The following is a 23,779-nucleotide window of genomic DNA, read 5'->3' on the forward strand; positions in this document are numbered from 1 at the left end:
TCGAGACATGTACTCCTACCTTCGCCATGCGGCCGGCGTACCCGCCTGGGCTCCCCTCGCCGCCCACATCATTGCCCTCTGCACCCTTCCCTCCGCGCTCTGGCGGATCGGGATCATCGTCGGCTTTCCGGTCGGCTATGACACCGGCTGGATCCGCAGGTCCGAGCTGGACACTTTGCACGGCGGGCTCTACCTGACCTTCCTCTGCGTTCTCAGCGAGGTGCTGGCGCTGCTCGCCTTCGGCCTCATCCAGCGCTGGGGCGAGACGGTCCCCCGCCTGGTCGCCGTCGTACCGGCTGCTGCGGGTGCGCTCGGGCTGATCGCGGTCTGGACTGTCGGCGTGCCGGTGGCAGCCATCACCGGTACGACGTTCGACAGCGAGATGGCGGCCGGTACGGCGACGACTGTGCAGCTGCTCGCCTACGCGCCGATGGCGGTGTGGGGACCGCTCCTGGCCGCGCTCACCTGGCAGTACTGGCACCGCCGTTCAGGCTCAGCTTTACGGCGCTGACGAAACAGCTTGTGCCTGGTCCTGACCTGGCGAACGATTTCGCCATGCCGCCCCAAGTGTCTCGACGACGTGCTCTCCAGCTGGCCGGTGCAGCAACTGCTGCCGGTCTGACGTCCACCAGTACGGCGACCGCCGCGCCCGCTGCACCGGCCGTGGCGCAAGCTGAGGTGGTCGGTGTGATCGGTGAGCCGAATGTGCAGGAGGCGCTGCGGTGGTGGGCGCCGCAGCGGGGTGTCTGGACTCCGGTGGGGTGGAAGTCGCACCTGTTCCGGTTCGACATGTTCTACAACGGGACCATGGTGTGCCAGCCGGCGGTGGCGTTGCCGGTCGGCCAGCCCAAGCCGTACCTGGATGGCTACAAAGGCAAGGACTTCCAGGTCACTCCCGTCATGCCGGACCGTGGCACGATTCCGCCGATGCCGACCGGGCGGTACTACCTCTACAAGGGTGACTTCGGGGTCGGCATCCAGGGCTGGCAGCAGGACAAGCACACGCCGGTGCTGTGGACCGAGCACCGGCGGCAGGAGGGCGTCGTACTGCGTCAGTCGGTGTTTGCGCATCTGCGCGGTGCCCCTGACGTTCAGACTGCGCTGGAGCCGATCTACGCGTGGACGCGGTTCTCGATCGAGCAGGTGAGTGAGGTGCGGCCACCTGCGTCGTTCACCTTTGTTCTGCGGCTCAGCAAGGCGTACATCAAGCACCGGATCGATCCGCCGCAGCAGCAGGACGCCTTCGTCACCATGGAGGTCATCCCGTCCACAGCACCGCTCGACACCAGTCTGCGGATCGAGCAGGTCTTCAACCCCGGACCGGAGCCGGTACCCGCCAGGGTCTTCGACAGCGCCGGACTGGTCCGGATGGCAGTCAGCGTGCCGGGTGCGACCACGCTGACCGGGGCCAACGGGGTGTACGACCTCAAGGTGGTGATCCAGGCGCGCAAGGGCGCGTACGTCGACGTACTGGTGCCGATGCTCCCCCAGCCGCGCGCCGAGATCGACGCCGAGCTCGCCCTCGGGTACGCCGGTGCTCTCGCCCAGGCGGAGACGTACTGGGCGAAGAAGCCGGCCACCGCCGCGACCATCAGCACGCCGGAGCCTTACGTCGACCAGTTCTTCCGTCGCAGTGTGCAGCTGGCCGAGATCATCGGCGAGAAGAGCCCGGACACCGGCAAGCACACCTTTCTGTCCGGCTCCTACGGCTACGACATGCTGTGGAGTACGCCGACCTCGATGGTCAGCCACATGTTCCTGGACCTGCTCGGCTACCACGACGTGGTGGCGTCGCATCTGGAGCTGTATCTGGCGGTCCAGAGCACGGTGGAGCCGCCGGGTGATGACTACAAGGAGTTCTCGTATGAGGGCTTCTTCGCGACCCCGCCGCAGCTCCAGCCGTTCCATTGGCTCAGTGACCACGGGGCGATCCTGGAGGCGGCGGCCCGGCATGTGCTGCTCAGCCGGGACCAGGCGTTCCTGAACCGCTGGCTGACCCCGATCGTGAAGGCCTGTGAGTTCATCCAGCGGGCCTGTCGGTACCAGGGCCACGAGGCGGTCAAGGGGTTGATGCCCCCGGGCAAAGCGAACGACACCGCCCAGGTCCAGCAAGCGGTCTCGAGTCAGGCCTGGATCCACCGCGGTCTGCGGACTGCGGTCCAGCTACTGCAGCAGATCTCGCACCCGCGGGCGACCGAGTTCGCGCAGCTCGCCGATTCCTTCCGGACCACGTATGTGAACACACTCCGCCAAGAGGCCGCGACCGCCCCGCGCTGGACCGATCCCAACGGCGTCAAGCAGCCGATCCTGCCCAGCAAGTTCTACGGCAACGAGAGCGCCTGGCCGGATCTGGAGGCGTTCGACGGTGGCGCGCTGATGTCGGTCTATGCCGATCTGCTCCCCGCCGACGATCCGCTGATGAAGTCGTTCGTCGAGTTCTTCCGGGTCGGTCCCAACGTGGCCAACTTCGATCCTGCGCACCACACCGCGCTCGACCGGGTCGTCCTCGACCACGAGCAGAGCAGCGGTGAGCCCTGCTACAGCTGGAACCTCTTCCACAGCTGGCAGTTGGGCGATCGCCCGCACTTCCTCGAAGGGCTGTACGGCCTGCTCACCGGCGCGATCTCGCCGGACACGTTCATCTCCGGCGAGCACCGGCACGGGATGTACGGGACGCTCTTCACTCAGCCGCTGATCACCTGGGCCGCCCGGCACGCGGTCATCGACGACGCGGTGACCGCCGGCGAACTGCATCTGCTCCGGATCTGTCCGCTCGCCTGGATCTCGAAGGACACCGAGACAGTGTTCGACAAGATGCCCACCCTGTTCGGGCCGATGTCGCTGCGCTTCCGGCTGTCCGCGGACGGCAAGACCCTCAACGTCACCCACTCGACCAGCTGGGCGCAGAACCCGGCCAAGATCACGGTCCACCGCCCACCGGTCCCCGGCCTCGAGCGGCTGGTCGTCAACGGAACGGAGGTCAACTGATGATCGACGTGACTGGCGACGGTTGGGCCGACATGGTGATCCGCCGCGGCGGCCGGCTCTTCGTGTACCCGCACAACAGGCAGCCGGGTAGTAATCCGTGGACGACCTCCTACGACACCAACACGACGGAGTGGGACATCGTCCGGGTGATGTTCCTGGCCGACGCGACCGGCACCGGCAAGGCGGACCTGGTCACGATCCGCAACGACCAGACCCTGCACGTTTACCCGCACAACGGGCTGACCGGAAACGCGGCCGGCTGGAAACCGCCGTACGCGACCGGCCTCACCGGCTGGGACATCGCAGACTGGATCGGGATGGGCGACCTGACCGGCGACGGCAAGCCGGACCTGGTGGCGCGCTTCCGCGACGGCAGCATGTGGACCTACCCGCACAACGGCAAGTCCGGTACGGCGGCCAACTGGACCGGACCGTTCAGTGTCGGAGTGAACTGGAACTCGGCCACCGCCCTGCTCGTCGGTGACGTGACCGGCGACGGACGGGCCGATCTGGTGGCCCGGGACGGCTCGGGGAACCTGACCATCCATGTGACCGCCACCGGCGCTCAGATCGGCGCAGGGAGCGGCTGGGGCCTGGCCAACGTGATGCTGCTGCAGGACGTGACCGGGGACGGACGGCTGGACATCACTGTCCGTGACAGCAGTGGCGCCGTGTGGGTGTATCCCCACAACGGCGCCACGACCAGCAATCCATGGACCCAGGCTCGCTACTCCGCCGGCGGCGGCTGGCAGGATGCGAGCCTGATGGCCCTCTAGAGCGCCGAGCCCTGCTTGTACTTCTCGTAGGGCAGGTTCCAGTCGGTCCAGCCGTTGCCGGCCGTCATGTACCGCTTGGTGCCGGTCACGATGACGGGGTCGCCGCGCAGGGTCTGGTTGAAGTACCACTGGCCGTTGGCCAGGCTCATGCCGACGCAGCCGTGGCTGACGTTGGCGCTGCCCTGACTGCCGCTCGACCACGGGGCGCCGTGGATGAACTCGCCGGAGCTCGTCACCCGCTGGGCCCACTTCACGTCGTGGATGTCGTAGTACTCCGGGTCGCCCGGCTTGATGCCGACGGTCCGGGCGTCCATCCGCTTGGTGGCGAACTTCTCCATGATCACCTTCACCCCGCTGCGGGTGGTGAAGCCGGACTTGCCGGCGGTGATCGGGATGGTGCGGGCCAGCTTGCCGTTGATGGTGACCGTCATGGTGTGCTTCGGTACGTCGACCTTGCTGACCACCGACTTGCCGATCGCGAACTTGATCTCGCGGCTGGCGGCACCCCAGGTGCCGTTACCGGCGTTCACCCCGGCGGTCTTGATCAGCACCGTGACCTTGGTACCGGCCGGCCAATAGGCCTTCGGCCGGTAGTTGACCTGCTTGTTGTTCACCCAGTGCCAGCTGCCTTCGACCGGCACCGACGTCTTGATCTCCAGCCGCTTCTCGACCGCGGCCCGGTCGGTGACCGGGTTGTTCCAGTAGATCTGGATCGGGAGCGCGACGCCGACGGTCTCACCGTTCAGCGGGACGACCGAGGCCTTCAGGTTCTTGGTCGCCTTCAGCGTGCTGAAGGTCGAGGAGATCGGCACACTCGCGCCGTCGGTGCCCTCGGCCGAACCGCTCAGCGTGTACGTCGCACCGGGCTTGACCCCGGGTCCCGCGGTCCACTGGGTCTTCTCGGCGTTCAGGGTGCCGTCGACGGTGTCACCGTCGTCGTCCTTGAGCGTGACCGACTTGATCGTGCCCGCCGAGGTGGTCACGGTCACCGGCTTGTCCGGCGCGACGCCCTTGGCGCCCTTGGCCGGGACCACCGCCACATTGGCCGCAGCCGGGTTGTCCGAGGGTGTTGCCGAAGTACCGGGGGTCGTGGACGCTCCCGGCGTACTGCTGCTCTGCGTGGCTCCCGGGCCGGCGTTACCGCCGCCCTCGGTGTCGCTGCACGCGGTGCCGACCAGCAGCATCGCCGCGATTCCCACCACGGCCAGGCCGTGTTTCCTGCTCACCATTCCCCAGTTCTCCCCTGTATCCGTCAACCGCCGCCCAGCGTAACCCGTCGTTCCTCAGACGCACGAAAGCGCCGTCCGGTTGGCCGGACGGCGCTCTCATCGGTGATTCGACGACTAGTGGGCGTGATCCCCGCGGTAGTACTCGAAGATGAAGCCCGACAGCGTCACGATCCCGATCGCGCAACCGGCGATGAACAGCCACCAGCCGAAGACCAGGCCGAGGACGACCACCGACAGCGTGAGGGCGCAGAACAGCGGCCACCACGAGTGCGGCGGGAAGAAGCCGAGCTCACCGGCGCCCTCCACGATCTCGGCTTCCTTGCGGTCCTCCGGACGGGCGTCCATCCGGCGGGCGGTGATGCTGAGGTAGAACGCGATCAGCAGTGCCAGGAAGAACGTCATCACCAGCGCGGTGGTCCCGGTCGGGTCCTCCGACATCAGCCAGTAGATCGGCGTGACGACCAGTACGAACACGCTCAGGATCCCGAAGACCCAGGCTTCGACCTTCACGCGCCGTCCTTCCCTTCCTTGATGGCCGCGTCGTCCTTGGCCACGTTCTCCTCGAGCAGGGCGACCCGGCCCTGGTCCTCACCGGCGTCCAGCAGGTTGTCCGCCGAGGCCCGGTTGGCCGGGTACTCCGCGAGCGCCAGCTCCGGGTGGTGCAGGTCGAACGCCGGGCTCTCGGACCGGATCCGCGGCAGCCTGTCGAAGTTGTGCCGCGGCGGCGGCGAACTGGTCGCCCACTCCAGCGAGCGGCCCCAGCCCCACGGGTCGTCGACCTTGACCAGCGGCGCCTTGCGGGACTTGTAGACGTTGTAGAAGAACGGCAGCATCGACAGCCCCAGCACGAAGGCACCGACGCTGGAGACCTCGTTCAGCGTGGTGAAGCCCTCGTTCGCCCCGTACGACGCGTAGCGCCGCGGCATGCCCTCGACGCCCAGCCAGTGCTGGACCAGGAACGTCGTGTGGAAGCCGATGAACAGCAGCCAGAAGTGCAGCTTGCCGAGGCGTTCGTCGAGCATCCGGCCGGTCATCTTCGGCCACCAGAAGTAGAACCCGGCGAACATCGCGAACACCACCGTGCCGAAGACGACGTAGTGGAAGTGCGCGACCACGAAGTACGAGTCGGACAGCTGGTAGTCCAGGGCCGGCGAGGCCAGGATGATGCCGGTCAGGCCGCCGAACAGGAAGGTCGTCAGGAAGCCGATCGACCAGAGCATCGGGGTCTCGAACGAGACCGATCCGCCCCAGATCGTGCCGATCCAGTTGAAGAACTTCACCCCGGTCGGGACCGCGATCAGGAAGGTCATGAACGAGAAGAACGGCAGGTTCACCGCGCCCGTGACAAACATGTGGTGAGCCCACACCGCCACCGACAGGATGCCGATACCGAGCGTCGCGGCGACCAGGCCGATGTAGCCGAACAGCGGCTTGCGGCTGAAGACCGGGAGGATCTCGGTGATGATGCCGAAGAACGGCAGGGCGATGATGTAGACCTCTGGATGCCCGAAGAACCAGAACAGGTGCTGCCAGAGCAGTGGACCGCCGTTCGCGGCGTCGAAGACGTGAGCCCCCAAGGCTCGATCCGCCTCCAGCATCAGCAGCGCGCCGGCCAGGATCGGGAAGGCGATCAGCACCAGGATCGACGTCACCAGGATGTTCCAGGTGAACATCGACATCCGGAACATCGTCATCCCGGGGGCGCGCATGGTGATGATCGTGGTGACGAAGTTGACGGCACCGAGGATGGTGCCCAGACCGGCCATCCACAGACCCATGATCCACAGGTCGCCGCCGATACCCGGCGAACGGACCGCGTTCGACAGCGGGGCGTAGGCGAACCAGCCGAAGTCGGCCGCGCCGCCCGGGGTGAAGAACCCGCTGATCGTGATCAGGCCGCCGAACAGGAACAGCCAGAAACTGAACATGTTGAGCCGCGGGAACGCGACGTCAGGAGCGCCGATCTGGACCGGCATGATCACGTTCGCGAACCCGACGAACAGCGGGGTCGCGAACAGCAGCAGCATGATCGTGCCGTGCATCGTGAAGAGCTGGTTGTAGACCTCTTCGTTCACGATCTGCAGACCGGGCTTGGCCAGCTCGGCCCGGATCAGCAGCGCCATCACGCCGCCGATCAGGAAGAAGGCGAACGACGTGATCAGGTACATGTGGCCGATCAGCTTGTGATCGGTCGTCGTCATCCACTTGACCGCGAGCTGGCCCTTACTGCGCCGCCTCGGCAGCGCGGTGCTGCTCCCGACAGCGCCGGTGCGCTCGGCGTAGCCGCTCATTTGTGGCCCTCCTGCTGACCGGTACCGGGAATCGTGGTCGCGTCCTGGCCGCCGACGGCGGCACCGGTCTGGCCGCGGTCGGCCAGTTCCTTGAGGTGCTGGTCGTACTCGGCGCGGGTGACCACCTTGACGGAGAAGATCATCCGGCTGTGGTAGAGCCCGCAGAGCTCCGCGCACTTGCCGGCGAACGTCCCGGTCTTGGTCGGCGTGACCTCGAACTTGTTCGTCCGGCCCGGGATGACGTCGAGCTTGAAGTAGAACGACGGGATCCAGAAGGAGTGGATGACGTCCGGTGAGGTCAGGTCGAAGTGCACCGACTCGTTCACCGGCAGCCACAGCTCCGCGGGCTTGTCCAGCGTGCCGGTCTCCCAGACGCCTTCCTGCCCGTTGACCTGCTCCTTGTAGTTGAAGGTCCACTGCCACTGCTGGCCGACCACGTTCACCGTGTGCTGGGGCGTGCCCGACATCCGGGTGATCTGGTTGCCGTGCTCGACGGTGTAGAAGAAGAGCACCCCGATGATCGCGAACGGGGCCAGCGTGTAGAGCACCTCGAGCGGCAGGTTGTACCGCACCTGCTTGGGTGCCTCGTCGTTGCGCTTGCGATAGCGCACCACGACGTACAGGATCAGGGCCCACACCGCGACGCCGATGATCAGAGCTGCGATCCACGCGCCGATCCAGAGGCTGCGGACAGCCTCGGTCCGGTCCGAGGCTGCCTCGGGGAGACCGAGTCGTTTCCACTGCTCAGTGGTCTCCGACGAGCAACCGGTCAGCAGCACGGTGCCGAGCACCGTTGCCGCGGCGGCCAGCAGCCGTCGTTTCGCCGGACGTGTGGCGCGGGCAGGACCTGCCATGCGCTCCTCCACTCCGGACGTGCCGTTCGAACCCACGGGGCGCCTTTCCCTTCCCAAGTGAGACTGACGACCAAACACTACTGGACACCAAACGCCGTCCTGCGCATAGGTAGCCCTTAGCGTTTCCCCTGTGAATGAGCGTGCGTACCTCGACGCCGCATCGGCGGAGCCTCTGCATCCGGCCGCGCGGGAAATGTTGCTCTCGGCAGTGGATTCCGGGTGGGCCGATCCGGTCCGCCTGCACCACGAGGGCCGGACGGCCCGGCTGCTGCTGGACAACGCCCGGGCGGTGCTTGCCGAAGGCGTCGGAGTGCGCCCTGACGAGCTCTACCTGACCACCTCCGGTACGGCGGCCATCCACAGCGGACTGTCCGCCGTACTGGCTGCTCGGCGGCGCGTCGGCCCGACTGTCGTCCACAGTGCGGTGGAGCACTCCGCCGTACTGCACACCGCTGGTGAGGCGGGGGTGGAGGTCGGTGTGGACATGGTGGGCCGGGTGGACCTGGAGGCGTTCGCGGAGGCGGTGCGGCAGCCCGGAGTGGCGGTGGCGGTGCTGCAGTCGGCCAATCACGAGGTGGGGACGCGGCAACCTCTAGAGGCTGCCGCAGCGGCATGCGGCAGCGTGCCGCTGTTCGTTGATGCGGCGGCGTCGGTCGGACGGGATGTTGTGCCAGCGGGTTGGTCGGTGCTGACGGCAAGTGCTCACAAGTGGGGTGGTCCGGCCGGGGTCGGGCTGCTGGCGGTTCGGAAGGGCACCCGGATCGCTCCGGCCTGGCCGATGGACGAGCGGGAGGACGGCCTCTCCCCCGGGTTCCCTGACGTTCCCAACCTGCTGGCTGCCGCGGCCGCGCTCCAGGCCCGGCTGACTGAGGCTGCGGAGCTGGACCGGCAGCACCGGGCCTGGATCGCGGAGATCCGGCAGCGGGTGGCCACGGACGTCGCTGATGTCGAGGTGGTGGGTGACCCGGAGGACCGCCTGCCGCATGTGCTCACGTTCTCGTGTCTCTACGTGGACGGTGAGGCGTTGGTCACCGCACTGGACGCTGAGGGCTTCTCCGTGTCCAGCGGCTCCGCCTGTACGTCGAGTACGTTGCGACCGTCACATGTGCTGGCAGCCATGGGGGTGCTCACCCACGGCAATGTCCGGGTCTCGCTGGCCCGGACGACGACGTACGGCGAGATCGACCGGTTCTGCAGGGTGCTGCCGGGGATCGTGGCGCGGATCCGGGCGGAGGTGGGGATGTGAACGTGGAGCTGGACTGCCGTGGGCTGCTCTGCCCGCTCCCGGTGATCAGACTGGCCAAGGCGCTACCCGCTGTCGCGGTGGGCGAGACCGTGACCGTGCTGGCCGACGACCCGGCCGCGGCGACGGACATCCCGGCCTGGTGCCGGATGCGGTCGCAGGAGCTCGTGTCGGCCGCCGAAAATACGTATGTCGTCCGGCGGGTCAGCTGACACACTCCGCAGCGTGACTGACTTCTCTGACAAACCGACGCTGACCGGTGAGCTCGTCGTACTGCGGCAGGTGACCGAGGACGACTACCCCGCGCTGGCCGTGGCGATGGACGATCCGGACGTGCGACGGCTGACCGGAAGCCACGGAGAGATCGGCGAGGAGAAGGCCCGGGAGTGGTACCGGACCCGGCAGGACCAGACCGACCGGCTGGACCTCGCGATCGTCGACAAAGCCTCGGGAGAGGTGGTCGGCGAAGCGGTGCTCAACGAGTGGGACCCGGACAACCAATCGTGCAACTTCCGGATCCTGATCGGGCCGAAGGGTCAGGGCCGCGGGCTCGGGACCGAGGCGACCAAGCTGATCGTCGGCTACGGCATCGAGGAGATCGGCCTGCACCGGATCAGCCTCGGGGTGTATGCGTTCAACCCGCGGGCCCAGCGCGCGTACGAGAAGGCCGGGTTCGTGGTCGAGGGTGTGTTCCGGGACGCGTTGCTGTGGGACGGCGAGTGGGTCGACGAGGTCATGATGTCGGTGCTGGCGACGGACTGGATACAGTCCAAGGCGTGATCGACGCCGAACATATCGCCGTACTCACGGGTGCCGGGATCTCGACCGCCTCCGGCATCCCCGACTTCCGCGGGCCGCAGGGGCTGTGGACGAGGAACCCGGCAGCGCAGGCGATGTTCGACATCGACGAGTACGTCGCTCGTCGAGAGGTGCGGGTCGAGGCGTGGAAGTTCCGGCTGGCCGCACCGGCGTGGACGGCCGAGCCGAACGCCGGCCACCTCGCACTGGTCGAGCTGGAGCGGCAGGGCCGCCTGACCGGTCTCGTCACGCAGAACATCGACGGGCTGCACCAGAAGGCTGGGTCAGCACCAGAGCTGGTTCACGAGCTGCACGGCACGGTCTGGTTCGTCGACTGCCTGCAGTGCGAGCGGCGGATCCCGATGGCCGACGTCCTCCCCCGCCTGGACGCAGGTGACGAGGACCCAGCGTGTGAGGTGTGTGGCGGCATTCTGAAGTCCGCCACGGTCTCGTTCGGCCAGGCGCTCGATGTGGCTGTCCTGGACGCCGCGGTCGCCGCTACGGAGGCTGCCGACGTGTTCATCGCGATCGGCACCTCACTGCAGGTCTACCCGGCCGCAGGGCTGTGCGACGTCGCACTGCGGGCGGGTAAACCACTCGTCATCCTGAACGCGCAGGAGACGCCGTACGACGAGGAGGCGACGACTGTGCTGCGCACTCCGATCGAGACGACGCTCCCGGCGCTGTTCAGCTGAGTGAGCCGCCCAGGTCGGCCCAGCCGCTCCACCCTGAACCGAACATCGGTTGCCAGGCGGTCCGGAGCTTGCCACCGGCATCGATGGTGAAGGTCGATGCCGCCCCGGTCAGGCTGTCGATCAGCCGGACGTCGGAGTAGGCCACCACCTGGTCGGTGATCCAGCCGTGCTTCCACTCACCGCCAGGTGCCTTCTGCCACATCGTCCAGGCGCGGTTGTCGGAGCCGCGGACCGTCAGGGTGAGACCGCCGAGGTTGTCGAGAGCGGCGCGCGGACTGCCCTGTGCGGTGATGCCGCTCAGCCGGACCGGGTCTGCGAACTTGGCACCGCGGCTGGGCTGCCAGCTCGTGTAGACGCCGTCGTTCGTACCACGGTAGAAGAGGCTGAACGATCCGCTGTAGCTCATCACCAGGTCCGGGTCCGAGCCGATCGAGCCCGGCAGATCCTGCCAGGGCTGCACCCAGTCACCGCCGGCACTCGACTGCCAGCTGGTCCGCGGGACGTTGTCGGCGCCACGCACCACAGCAGTCAGGACGCCATCCAGACTGACGTCCACAGCGGGCTTGCCGAGCATGGGCTTTCCGCCCAGCGAAGCCATCCGCCAGCCGTCACCGCTCTGCCAGAGCGTCTGCAGGAGACCGTCGGTGCCACGAGCGAACAGGCTGATCAGGCCGTCGTCGCCGACGATCGCTGCCGGGTCGCCGCCGACCGCGACGTCCAGCACGAGCTCCCATCCGCTCCACGCACCACCCGGTGCGGTCTGCCGGCTGGTGCGGATCCGGTTGTCCGTGCCGCGGACGAACGCGGTCAGCCCACCATCGCGCCGTACGACGACCTCCGGCTTGCCGGCCGCCGCAATCGGCGGCAGGTCGACGAAGGCGTCCCAGGTGCTTCCCACGGTCTGCTGCCGTGCGGTCTGGACGGCGCCACCGCTGCTGCGTTCATAGACGGACATGGTGCCGTCGTCATGCCGCACGACATCGGTCCCTCGGCTCACACCGGCCAGGTCGAGCAGGTCGTCGAGGCTGCCCGGGACGGCGTAGCAGAACGCAGTGTTACCTTCGGCGAGGGCGGCGTACATCACCTCACGCTGCGCCCGGTAGCCGGCCAGGTCCCCGCCTGCCTTGGCCTGCAGCGCACGCACCGCGGCGATGCCGGCGCGAGCTCGCTTCTCGGTGCGATCCAGCCACGGCGCGGAGTCGTCCTTGAACGACTGGTTGTCGAGCTTGGCCCGCAGCTCGGCCGGCGCTGCGCCCAGACGCTCGAGGAATCCGGTCAGTGCGGCAGCCGGAGCATTCAGGTCCCCTCCGCTGCGGTAGGCCGTCATGAATGCCCGGACCAGCGGAGTGAGTGGCGCCGACGGGTCGGCGAGGACGGCCGGCCCGGTGTGCACCTCGGCGTACCGGCGGAGTGCGTCGGCCGCCGGACCGCCGAGTTCGGTGAGCATCCGGGACCAGGCCTCCTGCGGCTGGTAAGCACCGGGGTTCCAGGCGTACTCCGCCGCCGTACCGAGTGCGATGAGCGACGGCTCTGCCTCTTGCATCTCGTTGATCAGGTAGGCGGTCGCGTACTGCGGCAGTCCGGCGTCCCGGCCGACCAGCGGGCCGAGGTGCTGCGACATCGAGGCGAAATCGTTCACCGGGTAGTTGTCGAAGATCAGCAGCTTCCGGCCACCGAACGCGGCCGACGCCTGAGCTGCGTCCTGCGTGGTGATCGTCGGCGACACCACCTCCGGACCGGTCCAGAAGATGTCCACCTCGGCCGGGATCAGAGCGGTGAAGCGAGTCCGGTACGGCGTCTCGCCGTTCCCCCAGTACTGGGTGGGGACCGTGAGCAGGCGGGCGCCGGGGTGCGTCTTGACGAACCGGTCGTACACGTCGTTGACCACGTGCGCCTGGGCCGCCGCCAGCGGGCTCGCGTCGGACCCGAAGGCGCGGTGGTCCGCAAGGCAGCGGAACTGACCGCCGACGTCGTCCCAACCGACCGAGAAGACCCGCTCACCGAGGTCCCACAGCTGCTGGTAGCGGGCGATCAGTGCGTCCTTGTCGGCCTGGTCTGCGTGGCAGATCCCGTACTCCTCCTTGACGTTGGCCTCCGGGTTGACCCGGTAGATGAACTCCACGTGGTTCGCCTTGGCCCGTTGGATCGCCGCACGCATCTGGTCCAGCTCCACACCGGTGTAGAGCTGCCGCCAGGCCGCGCCTGCGGTGTGGGGGTCGCCGCTGACCGTGTACTGGAAGGCGTTCAGCCGGTGCCGGCCCATGAAGTCGAGGTGGTTCAGCAGGTCGGCCTGCCTCCAGGGCTGACCGTAGAACGACTCCATGCCACCGCGCAGTGCGAACGCGGGCTCGTCGACGACGGCCACACTGGGCACTGCGCCGGACCGGGTCAGCTGGGCCAGTGTTTGCTCGCCGTAGAAGGTGCCGGCGGGGTCATGGCCGACCAGGACTGCCAGGTGCTCGCCCTGATAGGAGCCGATGCCGAGGACATAGCCGCCGGGTTTCAGAGTGGCGGCCGACGGCAGGGACCAGGCAGACAAGGCACCAGCGGCGCGCGTGCTCGCCGTACCGGTCTCCTTGATGACGGTGGGGGCTGAGCGCAGGTCTGCTCCGAGTCGGCGGATCGACTGCGGGGCCGGGCTCAGCGCAGGCAGGTCTTCGGCGGTGGCAGCCGGAGCAGTGGTCGTCAGCACGCCGACGGCGAGCGCTGCGACCAGTAGCCAGCGGATGGTCATGGGCGGACATCCCTTCGGGGCGGTGCGGATGACCTCAGAAAATACTGGTCTAGTCCATTTCGCAACCCTTTCGATCAGGACTGTCGTTTTGTGACGTTCGAAGCCTTCCCCGCCTCTGGAGTGCGGGCTAGCGTCCCCGGGGACCGGCACGGGAGGGGACAGCAATGCGTGGGTTGAGGCGTTGGACAGCAGGGTTCGCAGCGGCGGCGTTGGTCGTCATGGGGCTGGGAGCTCCAGCACAGGCACAGGTGAGCGCGGACCGGGTGATTACGCTCGCTGGCTCACTGCAGAGTGAGCTGGGTTGTCCGGGTGACTGGGACCCCGCCTGTACGGCGAGCAGTCTCGGTACGGCGGCGCCGTACACGAAGGTGTTCGACGTACCGGCCGGATCGTACGAGTACAAGGTGACCGTCAACGGCGGCTGGGACGAGAACTACGGCGCCGGTGGGGTGCTGAACGGGCCGAACATCCCGCTGCGGATCGAGGGTCCGGCGAAGCTGTCGTTCAGCTACGACGACAAGACGCATGTGGTGTCGGTGCGGCCGGTGGAGCTGGCCGGGCCGAGTGTGACGGCAGCCGACAAGGCGCTGGCCACACCGAGTCTGCGGCAGGACCTGACCAAGGAGCGGTTCTACTTCCTGATGGCGGACCGGTTCGCCAACGGAGACAAGAGCAACGACGCCGGTGGTCTGACCGGTGACCGGCTGCAGACCGGGCTGGACCCGGCCGACAAGGGCTTCTACCACGGTGGTGACCTGGCCGGAGTCATCCAGAAGCTCGACTACATCAAGGCGCTCGGTACGACGTCCATCTGGCTCACGCCGTCGTTCAAGAACCGGCCGGTGCAGGGTGCCGGTGCCGACGTCAGTGCGGGCTATCACGGCTACTGGATCACCGACTTCAGCCAGATCGATCCGCACCTGGGCACCAACGCGGACATGAAGCGGCTGATCGACCTGGCGCACGGCAAGGGGATGAAGGTCTTCTTCGACATCATCACCAACCACACCGCCGATGTGATCGCCTACCAGTCCGGTCAGTACGGCTACATCCCGAAGTCGACGGCGCCGTACAAGGACGCGGCCGGGAACGTGTTCGACGACAAGGCCTATGCCGGTGGGGACACGTTCCCAGCTCTGGACCGGAACACCTCGTTCCCGAACGTGCCGGTCTTCAGGACGCCGGCCGACGAGACCGTGAAGGTCCCGGCCTGGCTGAACGACCCCACGCTCTACCACAACCGCGGCGACTCGACCTTCGCCGGCGAATCGGCCGAGTACGGCGACTTCGTCGGGCTTGACGACCTGTTCACCGAGCAGCCGCGGGTGCTAGACGGGATGATCGACGTCTACAAGACCTGGGCCGAGCTGGGCATCGACGGCTTCCGGATCGACACCGTCAAGCACGTCAACCTCGAGTTCTGGCAGAAATTCTCGCCGGCTGTGCTGAAGGCGGCGCGTGCTGCCGGGTCGAAGAAGTTCTTCATGTTCGGTGAGGTGTACGACGCCGACCCGAAGTTCATGTCGACGTACACGACCGCCGGCGCGCTGCAGGCGACGCTGGACTTCGGGTTCCAGCAGAACGCGGTGACGTTCGCCAAGGGCGACCCGGCCACCAAGCTCCGGGACTTCTACGCAGGCGACGACTACTACACCGATGCGGACTCGAACGCGTACCAACTGCCCACGTTCCTCGGGAACCACGACATGGGCCGGGTGGGCACGTTCCTCAAGCAGGGCGGTGCCAACGGGCCGGAACTGCTCGCCCGCGACAAGCTGGCGCATTCACTCATGTACCTGACGCGCGGGCAGCCGGTCGTGTACTACGGCGACGAACAGGGCTTCACCGGTCCGGGTGGTGACAAGGACGCGCGGCAAGACATGTTCGCGACCAAGACCACGGACTACGCCGACGACGAGGTGGTCGACGGCAGTGGCACGACGACGATCGGTAGCAAGGACCGGTACGACGTCAACGCGCCTATGTACAAGCACATTGCGGCGCTGGCCAAGCTCCGGTCGCAGTACCCAGCGCTGGCGGACGGACGCCAGGTACACCGGTACTCGTCGAACTCCGGTGGGCTCTACGCGTTCAGCCGGGTCGGCGCGGACAACGTGGAGTACCTGGTCGTCGCCAACAACGCGACCACGGCGAAGTCCGCGACCATTCCGACGTACGGGCCGAACACGTGGCTCAAGCCGGTCTATGGCGGCTCGCGGCCGGTCCGGACAGACCGCGAGGGTCGGGTACTGCTCAGCCAGCCGCCTCTGTCAGTGACTGTGTACCAAGCAGTCAGCAAGGTGCCTGTACCTTCCAAGGCTCCCGCGGTCTACGTTTCAGCGCCTGAGCCGGGTGGCGTGGTCGGCGGGCGTGCTGAGATCAGTGCGGCCGTTCCGGCGAACACTCCGGTCACGGTGACCTTCGGCTACCGCCCAGTGGGTACGTCGGCCTGGCAGCGGCTCGGTTCGGACGACAACGCGCCGTACCGGGTGTTCCAGGACGTCAGCGGAGTGCCGAAGGGAACGCTGCTCGAGTACCGGGCTGTACTGCGGGACTCGGCGGGTCGCTACTCGGTGTCCGGCTCGTACGGCGTGGTCGGCGACGCACCGAAGCCAGGGGGCGGCGGTGAGACCGGACCGGTCGTCCAGCCGGCCAACGTGAGTGTCCCTGGCGATCACAACAGCGAGATGGGCTGCCCGGCGGACTGGTCGCCGGACTGCGACCAGGCGCAGCTGGTGCTCGACCCGAAGGACAAGGTGTGGAAGGGCACCTACACGATCCCGGCCGGTGAGCACGCGTACAAGGCGGCGCTGAACAAGAACTGGGACGTCAACTACGGAGCCGGAGGCAACCAGAACGGCGCCAACATCTCCTACACGGCACCCGCTGGGCCGGTGACGTTCTACTACGAGCACGGCCGGCACTTCGCCACCTCCACTGCGGAGGGGCCGACCATCACGGTGCCTGGCTCGTTCCAGTCCGAGCTCGGGTGTCCGGCGGACTGGGATCCGGCCTGCATGCGACCCTGGCTGACGGACGCCGACGGTGACGGTACCTACACCTGGTCGACGAGTGAGATCGGAGCGGGCAGCTATGAGGCCAAGGTCGCGCACAACCTCTCGTGGGACGAGAGCTACCCGGCGCAGAACGTACCGATCACTGTGCCCGGTGACGGGCTCGTCGTCACGTTCTCGTACGTCCTCGCGACCCACGCCCTCACGGTGACGACTTCCAAGCCCGGTGCGCAGCCGGACCTGAGTCAGGCCAAGGCCTACTGGCTGTCCCGCGACACCCTCGCCGTACCGGCGGTCGCACATCCGGAGCGGTCGCGCTGGCGGCTGCACTGGTCGACAACGGGCGGACTGAAGATCGACGCGGACGACATCGGCGGTACGTCGGTGGGGTTGCGCTACGACCCGCGTGAGGTGCGGCCCGGGTACACGACGCTGCGGCTCGATCATGCGGATGTACGGAAGATTCTGACCGGACAGCTCGGCCTGGCCCAGTACGACGATGCCGGGCGGCTGCTGGATGCGACCGGCGTACAGATCCCTGGTGTGCTCGACGATGTGTACGGTTCAGCGACCAAACGGAGCTATGGGGTGAGCTGGAACGGCGGCACTCCTACCTTCACTCTGTGGGCACCTACCGCGCAGAACGTCGCTCTGCTGGTCGGTGCGCAGCGACTGCCGATGCAGCGCCATGACGACGGCTCCTGGTCAGCCAAGGGCGTCAGGTCGTTCAAGAATGCGTCGTACCGGTATGAGGTGCAGGTGTATGCGCCGAGCACCGGCAAGGTGGAGACGAACGTCGTCACCGATCCGTACTCGGCCGCACTGACCACGGACTCGGCGTACTCGGTCGCAGTGGACCTGAACGATCCGGCGGGGAAGCCGGCGCTGTGGTCGAACACTGCGGCGCCGAAGCTGGCTCAGTCCGTCGACTCGACCGTCTACGAGCTCCACGTCCGGGACTTCTCGATCAGCGACCCGACTGTGCCGGCTGCGCACCGCGGGACCTATCTCGCCTTTGCGGATGAGGGTGCCGGAACGAAGCATCTGCGGACGCTGGCGAAAGCAGGGCTGAACACGGTCCATCTGCTGCCGACGTTCGACATCGCGTCGATCCCCGAGACCGGGCAGCAGACACCTGCCTGCGATCTCAAGTCGTTCCCGGCGGACTCCGAGCAGCAGCAGGCCTGTGTGAGTGCGGTGGCTGCGAAGGACGGCTTCAACTGGGGCTACGACCCGTTCCACTGGCTGGCTCCGGAAGGCTCTTACGCGACCCAGAAGGACGGTCTCGCGAGAGTCGCCGAGTTCCGCACCATGGTCGGTGGACTGCACCGGTCCGGGCTGCGCGTCGTACTGGACCAGGTCTTCAATCACACGCCCTCAGCTGGACAGGCGCCGACGTCCGTACTGGACAAGGTCGTGCCCGGGTACTACCAGCGGCTGAACGCGACCGGGAAGGTCGAGACCTCGACCTGCTGCAGCAACATCGCCACCGAGCACGCCATGGCGGAGAAGATCATGGTGGACGGCACTGTGAGCTGGGCACGCAACTACCGGGTCGACGGCTTCCGCTTCGACCTGATGGGACACCACACCAAGGCGAACATGCTGAAGGTGCGGGCCGCACTCGACCAGCTGACACTGGCCAAGGACGGTGTCGACGGCAAACGTGTCTACCTGTACGGCGAGGGCTGGAACTTCGGTGAGGTCGCGAACGACGCCCTGTTCGTGCAGGCGCGTCAGGGCAATCTCGGTGGCACCGGGATCGGCACCTTCTCCGACCGGCTGCGCGATGCGGTCCGGGGCGGCGGTCCGTTCGACGACAACCCGCGAGTGCAGGGCTTCGGTTCCGGAGCGGCCAGTGACCCGAACGGCGACCCGATCAACGGCTCAGCGGCCGACCGGGCCAAGCGCCTTGCGCATGACACCGATCTGATCCAGCTGGGTCTGGCCGGCAACCTGCGGTCGTTCAGCTTCCGCTCTGCGGAGACTGGCGCGACAGTGCGCGGTGATGCGGTCGACTACAACGGCTCCCCCGCCGGGTACGCCGACCAGCCGGATGAGGTGGTCACGTACGTCGACGCGCACGACAACGAGACGCTCTGGGACGCGCTGACCTACAAGCTGCCAACGGACCTGCCGATGGCAGACCGCGTCCGGATGAACACGCTGTCACTCGCGACGACCGCGCTCGCCCAGACGCCATCGTTCTGGCATGCCGGTGCAGACCTGTTGCGCAGCAAGTCACTGGACCGGAACTCGTACGATTCCGGCGACTGGTTCAACACCCTGGACTGGACCGGCGCCGACAACGGCTTCGGGCACGGTCTGCCGCCGAAGACGGACAACGAGGAGAAGTGGCCGTACATCAAGCCACTGCTCGGCAATCCGGCATTGAAGCCCAGCGCTACCGACGTACAGACTGCATCGGCAGCTGCTACTGACCTGCTGAAGCTGCGCTTCTCCACACCGCTGTTCCGGCTCGGTTCGGCGGACCTGATCAAGGCCAAGCTGAGCTATCCGCTGAGTGGCTCGACTCCTGGCGTTGTCACGATGCGCATCGACGACACTGTCGGTCCGAACGTCGACCCGGCTCTCAAGGGTGTGCTGGTGGTCTTCAACAGCACCGGGTCGACTGTGACGCAGACAGTGCCTGGACTGGCCGGGCAATCGCTCAAGCTCGCACCGGTTCAGGCGAACGGCAGCGATCCGGTGGTGAAGCAGACCACCTGGACCGCATCGTCCGGCACGGTCCAGGTACCGGCGCGGACTGTCGCAGTACTGGTGCACTAGCTGGGGACGCGCACTACCAGGGATGACGGATCGACCTCGGCTGTGAGAATGCGGCCGGGGTCGATCATGTCGCCGTCCAGCTGACGGCGGACGGGACGGCGGGCCCGGACCTGGATGCGCTGACCGGTGAAGCGTTCGATGTCGCGCTCCCGCCAGCTCCTGATGACCAGGCTGAGGGCAAGACGTGGCCAGTGGCTTACCCGGCGGGGCGCCAGGACGACGAGGTCGATGACGCCGTCGTCCGCGCTGGCATCGGGGAGCAGCGGGATGTTCGCCTGCAGGGTGCCGACGTTGCCGATCACCACAGTGCGGGCGCGGCGGCGGATCGGCGGCTGGTCGTCGACAGTGAGCTCGACCCGGAACGCCGGGTGGTTGAGGTTCTTCACCGTGGAGATCACGTACGCCGCCCAGCCCACCCGCTTCTTCAGGTCGTCCGGAGCGTCGTCGATGATCGCGGCGTCCAGGCCCAGACCGGCCATCACCACGAACCGGTCGTCCGGCAGATTGTCACCGGAGATCCGGACGCTGTCGATCCTGCGGTCGGTCCCGTCGAGGACCTCGGCGAGCGCGGTCTCCAGATCGAGCGAGATGCCCAGGTTGCGGGCGAGCAGGTTGCCGGTGCCGGCGGGCAGGACGGCGACCGCGATCCCGGTACCGGCCAGCTCGGCGCAGACCACCCGGACCGTCCCGTCACCACCGGCCACCACGACCAGGTCGACACCCGCCTCGATCGCTTCCTGGGTCATCGTCACGCCGGCATCGTCGACGGTGGTCTCCAACCACATCACGGTCTCGATCCCGCGGGCGGACAAGGCCTCGGTGACCGTGGCCCGAAACGTTTCGAGGTCGACCTGTTTGATCGGGTTGACGATCACGGCCGTGTGCGAAGAACTCAACTGATTTTGTCCGTCCGGGAAGATAGCGTGTCCGAGGTGAGCAGCCTTCCACGCAGTACCCCGGACGACCAGGGACTATCCGCCGCCGCCATCGACTCGTTCGTCGCCGCGCTGGATGCGTCCGAGCAGGAATTCCAGACCGTGATGCTGGTGCGGCACGGACACGTCGTGCTGGAGGCGGAGTGGTCGCCGTACCGGCGGTCCGACCTGCATCTGCTCTACTCGGTCTCGAAGAGCTTCACCTCGACCGCGATCGGGCTGGCCGTCGATGCCGGGCTGCTGACCATCGACGACAAGGTGGTGTCGTTCTTCGGCCCCGAGGAGCTGCCGGAGACGATCAGCGACAACCTGGCCGCGATGTCGGTGCTGCATCTGCTGACGATGAGCACGGGACACTCCGAGGACACGGTCCAGCGGATGAGCCGGGACGATCGGATGGTGCAGAAGTTCCTCGGCCTCAAGGTGGAGCACGAGCCCGGTGCGCCGTTCGTCTACAACAGCGGCGCGACGTACATGCTGTCGGCGATTCTGCAGCGGCTCACCGGCGAGACCCTGCTCGAGTATCTGCGGTCCCGGCTGTTCGCGCCGCTGGGGATCACCGACGCGACCTGGGGATCCTCGCAGGAGGGCATCACCTTCGGCGGCTGGGGGCTGAGTCTGAGCACCGAGTCGATGGCGAAGTTCGGGCAGCTCCTGCTGCAGCGCGGTGGCTGGGAGGGCGAGCAACTCGTCCCGGCCGAGTGGTTCGAGGCGGCCACCACCAAGCAGGTCTCCAACAATGAACCGAACCCGGACTGGCAGCAGGGGTACGGGTTCCAGTTCTGGCGGGGGCGGCACAACACCTATCGCGCGGACGGTGCATTCGGCCAATTCATCCTCGCCTTCCCCGATCACGACGCGGTGCTGATCATCACCAGCGCCGCGTCCACTATGCAGGCGGAGCTGGATCTGATCTGGGAGCACCTGCTGCCTGCCCTCGAGGGCAAAGAGCTGCCGGCCGTGGCGCGACCCGAGCGGCTGGAGATTCCGGCACCGACCGGCCCGGCACCGCAGGGCGGCGACGGAAAGACCTACACCTTCGCGGAGAATCAGGGCTACCTGCAGTCGGTCCGCTGGGACGCGGATGGCAGCGCGTTGCTCACCTTCGGGCCGGACAGCCATCTCTTCACCGTCGGCGCCTGGCGCGAGAGCGACGCCGGCAGTGAGCGAGTGGTGACCAGTGCGTACGGCGACGGCGACGCGCTGGTGGCGACGATCCGCTGGCTCGAGGGGCCGCATGCCGCCGAGTTCCGCTGCCGGATCGAGGACGGGCGGATGACCGTGGACGGCCGGCTGAACGTGTCGTTCGCGCCACTGGAGTTCACCGTCACATCCGAGTGAGGGCCACGGGCAACGGGTGCTGACCTGATCGGGCACCGCGGCCCCGCCGAACATGCACGATCAGGTCGATCCCCCGGCGGGGTGGGCTTCGGCTGTCTAGCGTTACCGGCAGCCAAAGTCATCACATCTGAGGGGACCTCCATGCGCTCCACCCTGTCGTTGCTCGCGGCAACGGGCCTGCTGGCGACCGGCCTCGCCGCCGCCGTACCGGCCCAGGCCGCTGCCCCCGTCGCCCAGAAGCCCGCCGCGCTGCCGGTCTGCCACCCGGGGGTGCCGGACCGGCTCGTCATGAACAACCGCCAGACCCACTACACGATCACCTACGGCAAGGGCTGCCCGGCGAACCTGCACAGTGCCGACTGGCACGGCCGCCAGAAGGGTGACCCGGTCTCCATCGACATCGAGTACCGCGATGGCAACCGGAAGACCACGTTCACGCTGTACTCGGAGGTCTCGCCGGTCGGCGTGGTGAACTTCACCGGCGACACCGACGACGGCTCGGGTGAGGACAGCGAAGGCAACCCGGTCGCGACGCTGGCGTCGTTCAACCGGATGAACAAGTACGTCTCGGCCGTGGACCTGACCGTCACCAAGTCGCGGGGCGTCACGACCGCGAGCATGGCGGCCGGCAACTACCGCCCGGCGATCAACAAGTTCATCCCGTGGGGTGGCAAGGAGATCGTCCTGCAGTACAAGCAGGCCGGCACCAGCACCTGGAAGCAGCTCACCAAGGTGAAGGCGAACTCCAACGGCAAGGCGTCCTTCAAGTGGGCCCCGAAGGCCACCTTCAGCTACCGCGCCTACATCGCCGGCAACAGCGTCGTCTGGGACGACTACTCCCCCGTCCGCTGAATTAGGGTTGGCGGATGACGACCGCCGAGGAACAGCGTCTGCTCGCCCGGATCGACGAGGACCTGCTACTCAGGGTCTGTACGGCGTTGGTCCGGGCGACCGGTCAGAACCCGCCCGGCGAGGAGGCCGCGACCGTCGCCGTGCTCGACGCGGTCGGCCGCGAGCTCGGGCTCACCGTGTCCACGACGACGGTCGAGCCGGGGCGGGACAACATCAGCCTGACCGTCGGCAGCGGCACCGGCCCGGGACTGCTTCTGCTCGGGCACACCGACGTCGTACCGGTCGGTGCAGGCTGGACCACTGATCCGTACGGCGCCGAGATCCGCGACGGCAGGATCTACGGACGTGGCGCTTCCGACATGAAGGGCGGGCTGGCTGCCGCGGTGGCCGCACTCGCCGTCCTGCGCGATGTCGAGCTGAGTGGCCCGGTCGAGCTGGCGGCCGTGGTCGACGAGGAGGAGACCGGCAAAGGGATCCGGGCCTTCGTCCAGGACTCGCCCCGGGAATACGTCGGCTGTATCACCGCCGAGCCGACGGATCTGCAGACGATCATCGCGGCGCGAGGCGACTCCTATCTGCGGGTCGCCGTGCACGGGCTCGCGGTTCATGCCAGCAATGCGGAGGCCGGCGCCAACGCGATCTACGGCGCGACCGCGATCATCACCGAGATCGAGCGCCTGCACGCCGAGCTGGCTGCGGATCCGCACCCACTGCTCGGACCGGCGACCTGGAGCGTCGGCCAGATCAACGGCGGTACCGGCGGGTCGATCGTACCGGCCGAATGTGTCGTGATCGCCGACCGCCGGCTGCTGCCAGGCGAATCGCCGGCGGCCGTGCTCGAGAACCTGCGCGACCGCGTCGCCGCCCTGCAGCTGGAGGACCGCGGACTCTCGGTCGACCTCGACATGCCGATGGAGATGCCGCCGTTCGAGACCCCGGCCGACGCCGAGCTGGTCCGCATCACCGAGACCGCCCGCCGGGACGCCGGTGGTCCGGACGTTCCGCTGGCCGGGTGGGCCGCTGCCTGCGACGGCGGGTACGTCGACCGCGACCTGGGCATCCCGGTCGTCGTCCTCGGGCCGGGATCGGTGGCGCAGCAGGCCCACCGCGCCGACGAGTCCGTCCCGATCGCCGAGCTCGCGGTCGCCGCGCGGGCCTTCCTGCTGGCCGCGGTCCGGCTGCTGGGCTGAGCCGGACACCCCGGGTGAGGCTGCTCACACAACCAGTAATTCATCACGT

The 23,779-nt window shown here is 67.5% G+C and carries 17 protein-coding genes; 11 read left to right on the forward strand and 6 right to left on the reverse strand.

Features of this window, described 5'->3' with window-relative positions; translation table 11 throughout:
- Positions 1-7: 7 nt before the first annotated feature.
- The 3 genes from ACFCV3_RS37520 to ACFCV3_RS37530 are packed head-to-tail and all read left to right on the forward strand — an operon-like array spanning position 8 to position 3,764.
- Positions 8-511 (forward strand): hypothetical protein, encoded by a 504-nt coding sequence (locus tag ACFCV3_RS37520; protein WP_376038833.1) that lies wholly within the window; start codon positions 8-10, stop codon positions 509-511.
- 44 nt (positions 512-555) lie between these two features.
- Positions 556-2,988: a hypothetical protein gene (locus ACFCV3_RS37525; protein WP_376038835.1), complete on the forward strand. Its 2,433-nt coding sequence runs from the start codon at positions 556-558 to the stop codon at positions 2,986-2,988.
- Positions 2,988-3,764: an FG-GAP repeat domain-containing protein gene (locus ACFCV3_RS37530; RefSeq protein WP_376038838.1), complete on the forward strand. Its 777-nt coding sequence runs from the start codon at positions 2,988-2,990 to the stop codon at positions 3,762-3,764. The genes ACFCV3_RS37525 and ACFCV3_RS37530 overlap by 1 nt, the downstream gene beginning before the upstream one ends.
- On the opposite strand, the gene ACFCV3_RS37535 is transcribed toward ACFCV3_RS37530, so the two are convergent.
- The 4 genes from ACFCV3_RS37535 to coxB all read right to left on the reverse strand — a co-directional run bounded on the left by ACFCV3_RS37535 (position 3,761) and on the right by coxB (position 8,174).
- Positions 3,761-4,993: an Ig-like domain-containing protein gene (locus ACFCV3_RS37535; RefSeq protein ID WP_376038840.1), complete on the reverse strand. Its 1,233-nt coding sequence runs from the start codon at positions 4,991-4,993 to the stop codon at positions 3,761-3,763. The genes ACFCV3_RS37530 and ACFCV3_RS37535 overlap by 4 nt on opposite strands.
- A 114-nt stretch (positions 4,994-5,107) precedes the next feature.
- On the reverse strand, positions 5,108-5,503 hold the full coding sequence (locus tag ACFCV3_RS37540; protein WP_376038843.1) for a cytochrome c oxidase subunit 4: 396 nt from the start codon (positions 5,501-5,503) through the stop codon (positions 5,108-5,110).
- Positions 5,500-7,194 carry a cytochrome c oxidase subunit I gene (gene ctaD, locus ACFCV3_RS37545; RefSeq protein WP_376039006.1) on the reverse strand — a complete coding sequence of 565 codons (1,695 nt, stop codon included), beginning with the start codon at positions 7,192-7,194 and terminating at the stop codon, positions 5,500-5,502. The genes ACFCV3_RS37540 and ctaD overlap by 4 nt, the downstream gene beginning before the upstream one ends.
- Before the next feature lie 86 nt (positions 7,195-7,280).
- Positions 7,281-8,174: a cytochrome c oxidase subunit II gene (coxB, locus tag ACFCV3_RS37550; RefSeq protein WP_376038845.1), complete on the reverse strand. Its 894-nt coding sequence runs from the start codon at positions 8,172-8,174 to the stop codon at positions 7,281-7,283.
- A gap of 94 nt (positions 8,175-8,268) precedes the next feature.
- Here coxB and ACFCV3_RS37555 point away from each other — a divergent pair, with 94 nt between their 5' ends.
- Genes ACFCV3_RS37555 through ACFCV3_RS37570 form a run of 4 tightly spaced genes read left to right on the forward strand, consistent with a single transcriptional unit; the run spans position 8,269 to position 10,874 of the window.
- Entirely contained in the window at positions 8,269-9,384 is a 1,116-nt protein-coding gene (locus tag ACFCV3_RS37555; protein ID WP_376038847.1) for a cysteine desulfurase family protein, read from the forward strand.
- Entirely contained in the window at positions 9,381-9,593 is a 213-nt protein-coding gene (locus tag ACFCV3_RS37560; protein WP_376038850.1) for a sulfurtransferase TusA family protein, read from the forward strand. Before ACFCV3_RS37555 ends, ACFCV3_RS37560 begins: the two co-directional genes overlap by 4 nt.
- 13 nt (positions 9,594-9,606) lie before the next feature.
- A complete protein-coding gene (locus ACFCV3_RS37565; protein ID WP_376038853.1) occupies positions 9,607-10,161 on the forward strand; it encodes a GNAT family N-acetyltransferase in 555 nt (184 codons plus the stop codon).
- On the forward strand, positions 10,158-10,874 hold the full coding sequence (locus ACFCV3_RS37570; protein ID WP_376038856.1) for an NAD-dependent deacetylase: 717 nt from the start codon (positions 10,158-10,160) through the stop codon (positions 10,872-10,874). The genes ACFCV3_RS37565 and ACFCV3_RS37570 overlap by 4 nt, the downstream gene beginning before the upstream one ends.
- On the opposite strand, the gene ACFCV3_RS37575 is transcribed toward ACFCV3_RS37570, so the two are convergent.
- Positions 10,867-13,608 (reverse strand): beta-N-acetylglucosaminidase domain-containing protein, encoded by a 2,742-nt coding sequence (locus ACFCV3_RS37575; RefSeq protein ID WP_376038859.1) that lies wholly within the window; start codon positions 13,606-13,608, stop codon positions 10,867-10,869. The two genes, ACFCV3_RS37570 and ACFCV3_RS37575, sit on opposite strands and share 8 nt — an antisense overlap.
- Before the next feature lie 263 nt (positions 13,609-13,871).
- Here ACFCV3_RS37575 and pulA point away from each other — a divergent pair, with 263 nt between their 5' ends.
- Complete coding sequence (pulA, locus tag ACFCV3_RS37580) at positions 13,872-19,412, forward strand: pullulanase-type alpha-1,6-glucosidase (RefSeq protein WP_376038862.1); 5,541 nt, start codon at positions 13,872-13,874, stop codon at positions 19,410-19,412.
- Here the strand turns inward: pulA and ACFCV3_RS37585 are convergent.
- On the reverse strand, positions 19,409-20,308 hold the full coding sequence (locus ACFCV3_RS37585; RefSeq protein WP_376038865.1) for a diacylglycerol/lipid kinase family protein: 900 nt from the start codon (positions 20,306-20,308) through the stop codon (positions 19,409-19,411). The genes pulA and ACFCV3_RS37585 overlap by 4 nt on opposite strands.
- A gap of 36 nt (positions 20,309-20,344) precedes the next feature.
- On the opposite strand from ACFCV3_RS37585, the gene ACFCV3_RS37590 reads away from it, so the two are divergent.
- The 3 genes from ACFCV3_RS37590 (at position 20,345) to ACFCV3_RS37600 (ending at position 23,730) form a co-directional block, all read left to right on the forward strand.
- On the forward strand, positions 20,345-21,688 hold the full coding sequence (locus ACFCV3_RS37590) for a serine hydrolase domain-containing protein (RefSeq protein WP_376038868.1): 1,344 nt from the start codon (positions 20,345-20,347) through the stop codon (positions 21,686-21,688).
- Between the two features lie 141 nt (positions 21,689-21,829).
- A complete protein-coding gene (locus ACFCV3_RS37595; RefSeq protein WP_376038870.1) occupies positions 21,830-22,540 on the forward strand; it encodes a hypothetical protein in 711 nt (236 codons plus the stop codon).
- A 14-nt stretch (positions 22,541-22,554) separates the two neighbouring features.
- Positions 22,555-23,730, forward strand: coding sequence for a M20 family metallopeptidase (locus ACFCV3_RS37600; RefSeq protein ID WP_376038872.1), 1,176 nt, complete (start codon positions 22,555-22,557; stop codon positions 23,728-23,730).
- Positions 23,731-23,779 lie beyond the last annotated feature (49 nt).

Source organism: Kribbella sp. NPDC056345 (assembly GCF_042262745.1).
Taxonomy (GTDB): Bacteria; Actinomycetota; Actinomycetes; order Propionibacteriales; family Kribbellaceae; genus Kribbella.

Bases quoted from the DNA above. Each gene is read 5' to 3' on its own strand.
- ctaD (WP_376039006.1), bottom strand. From the start codon at position 7,194: ATGACGACGACCGATCACAAGCTGATCGGCCACATGTACCTGATCACG.
- ACFCV3_RS37520 (WP_376038833.1), top strand. From the start codon at position 8: ATGTACTCCTACCTTCGCCATGCGGCCGGCGTACCCGCCTGGGCTCCC.
- ACFCV3_RS37530 (WP_376038838.1), top strand. From the start codon at position 2,988: ATGATCGACGTGACTGGCGACGGTTGGGCCGACATGGTGATCCGCCGC.
- ACFCV3_RS37525 (WP_376038835.1), top strand. From the start codon at position 556: ATGCCGCCCCAAGTGTCTCGACGACGTGCTCTCCAGCTGGCCGGTGCA.
- ACFCV3_RS37535 (WP_376038840.1), bottom strand. From the start codon at position 4,993: ATGGTGAGCAGGAAACACGGCCTGGCCGTGGTGGGAATCGCGGCGATG.
- ACFCV3_RS37575 (WP_376038859.1), bottom strand. From the start codon at position 13,608: ATGACCATCCGCTGGCTACTGGTCGCAGCGCTCGCCGTCGGCGTGCTG.
- ACFCV3_RS37595 (WP_376038870.1), top strand. From the start codon at position 21,830: ATGCGCTCCACCCTGTCGTTGCTCGCGGCAACGGGCCTGCTGGCGACC.
- ACFCV3_RS37600 (WP_376038872.1), top strand. From the start codon at position 22,555: ATGACGACCGCCGAGGAACAGCGTCTGCTCGCCCGGATCGACGAGGAC.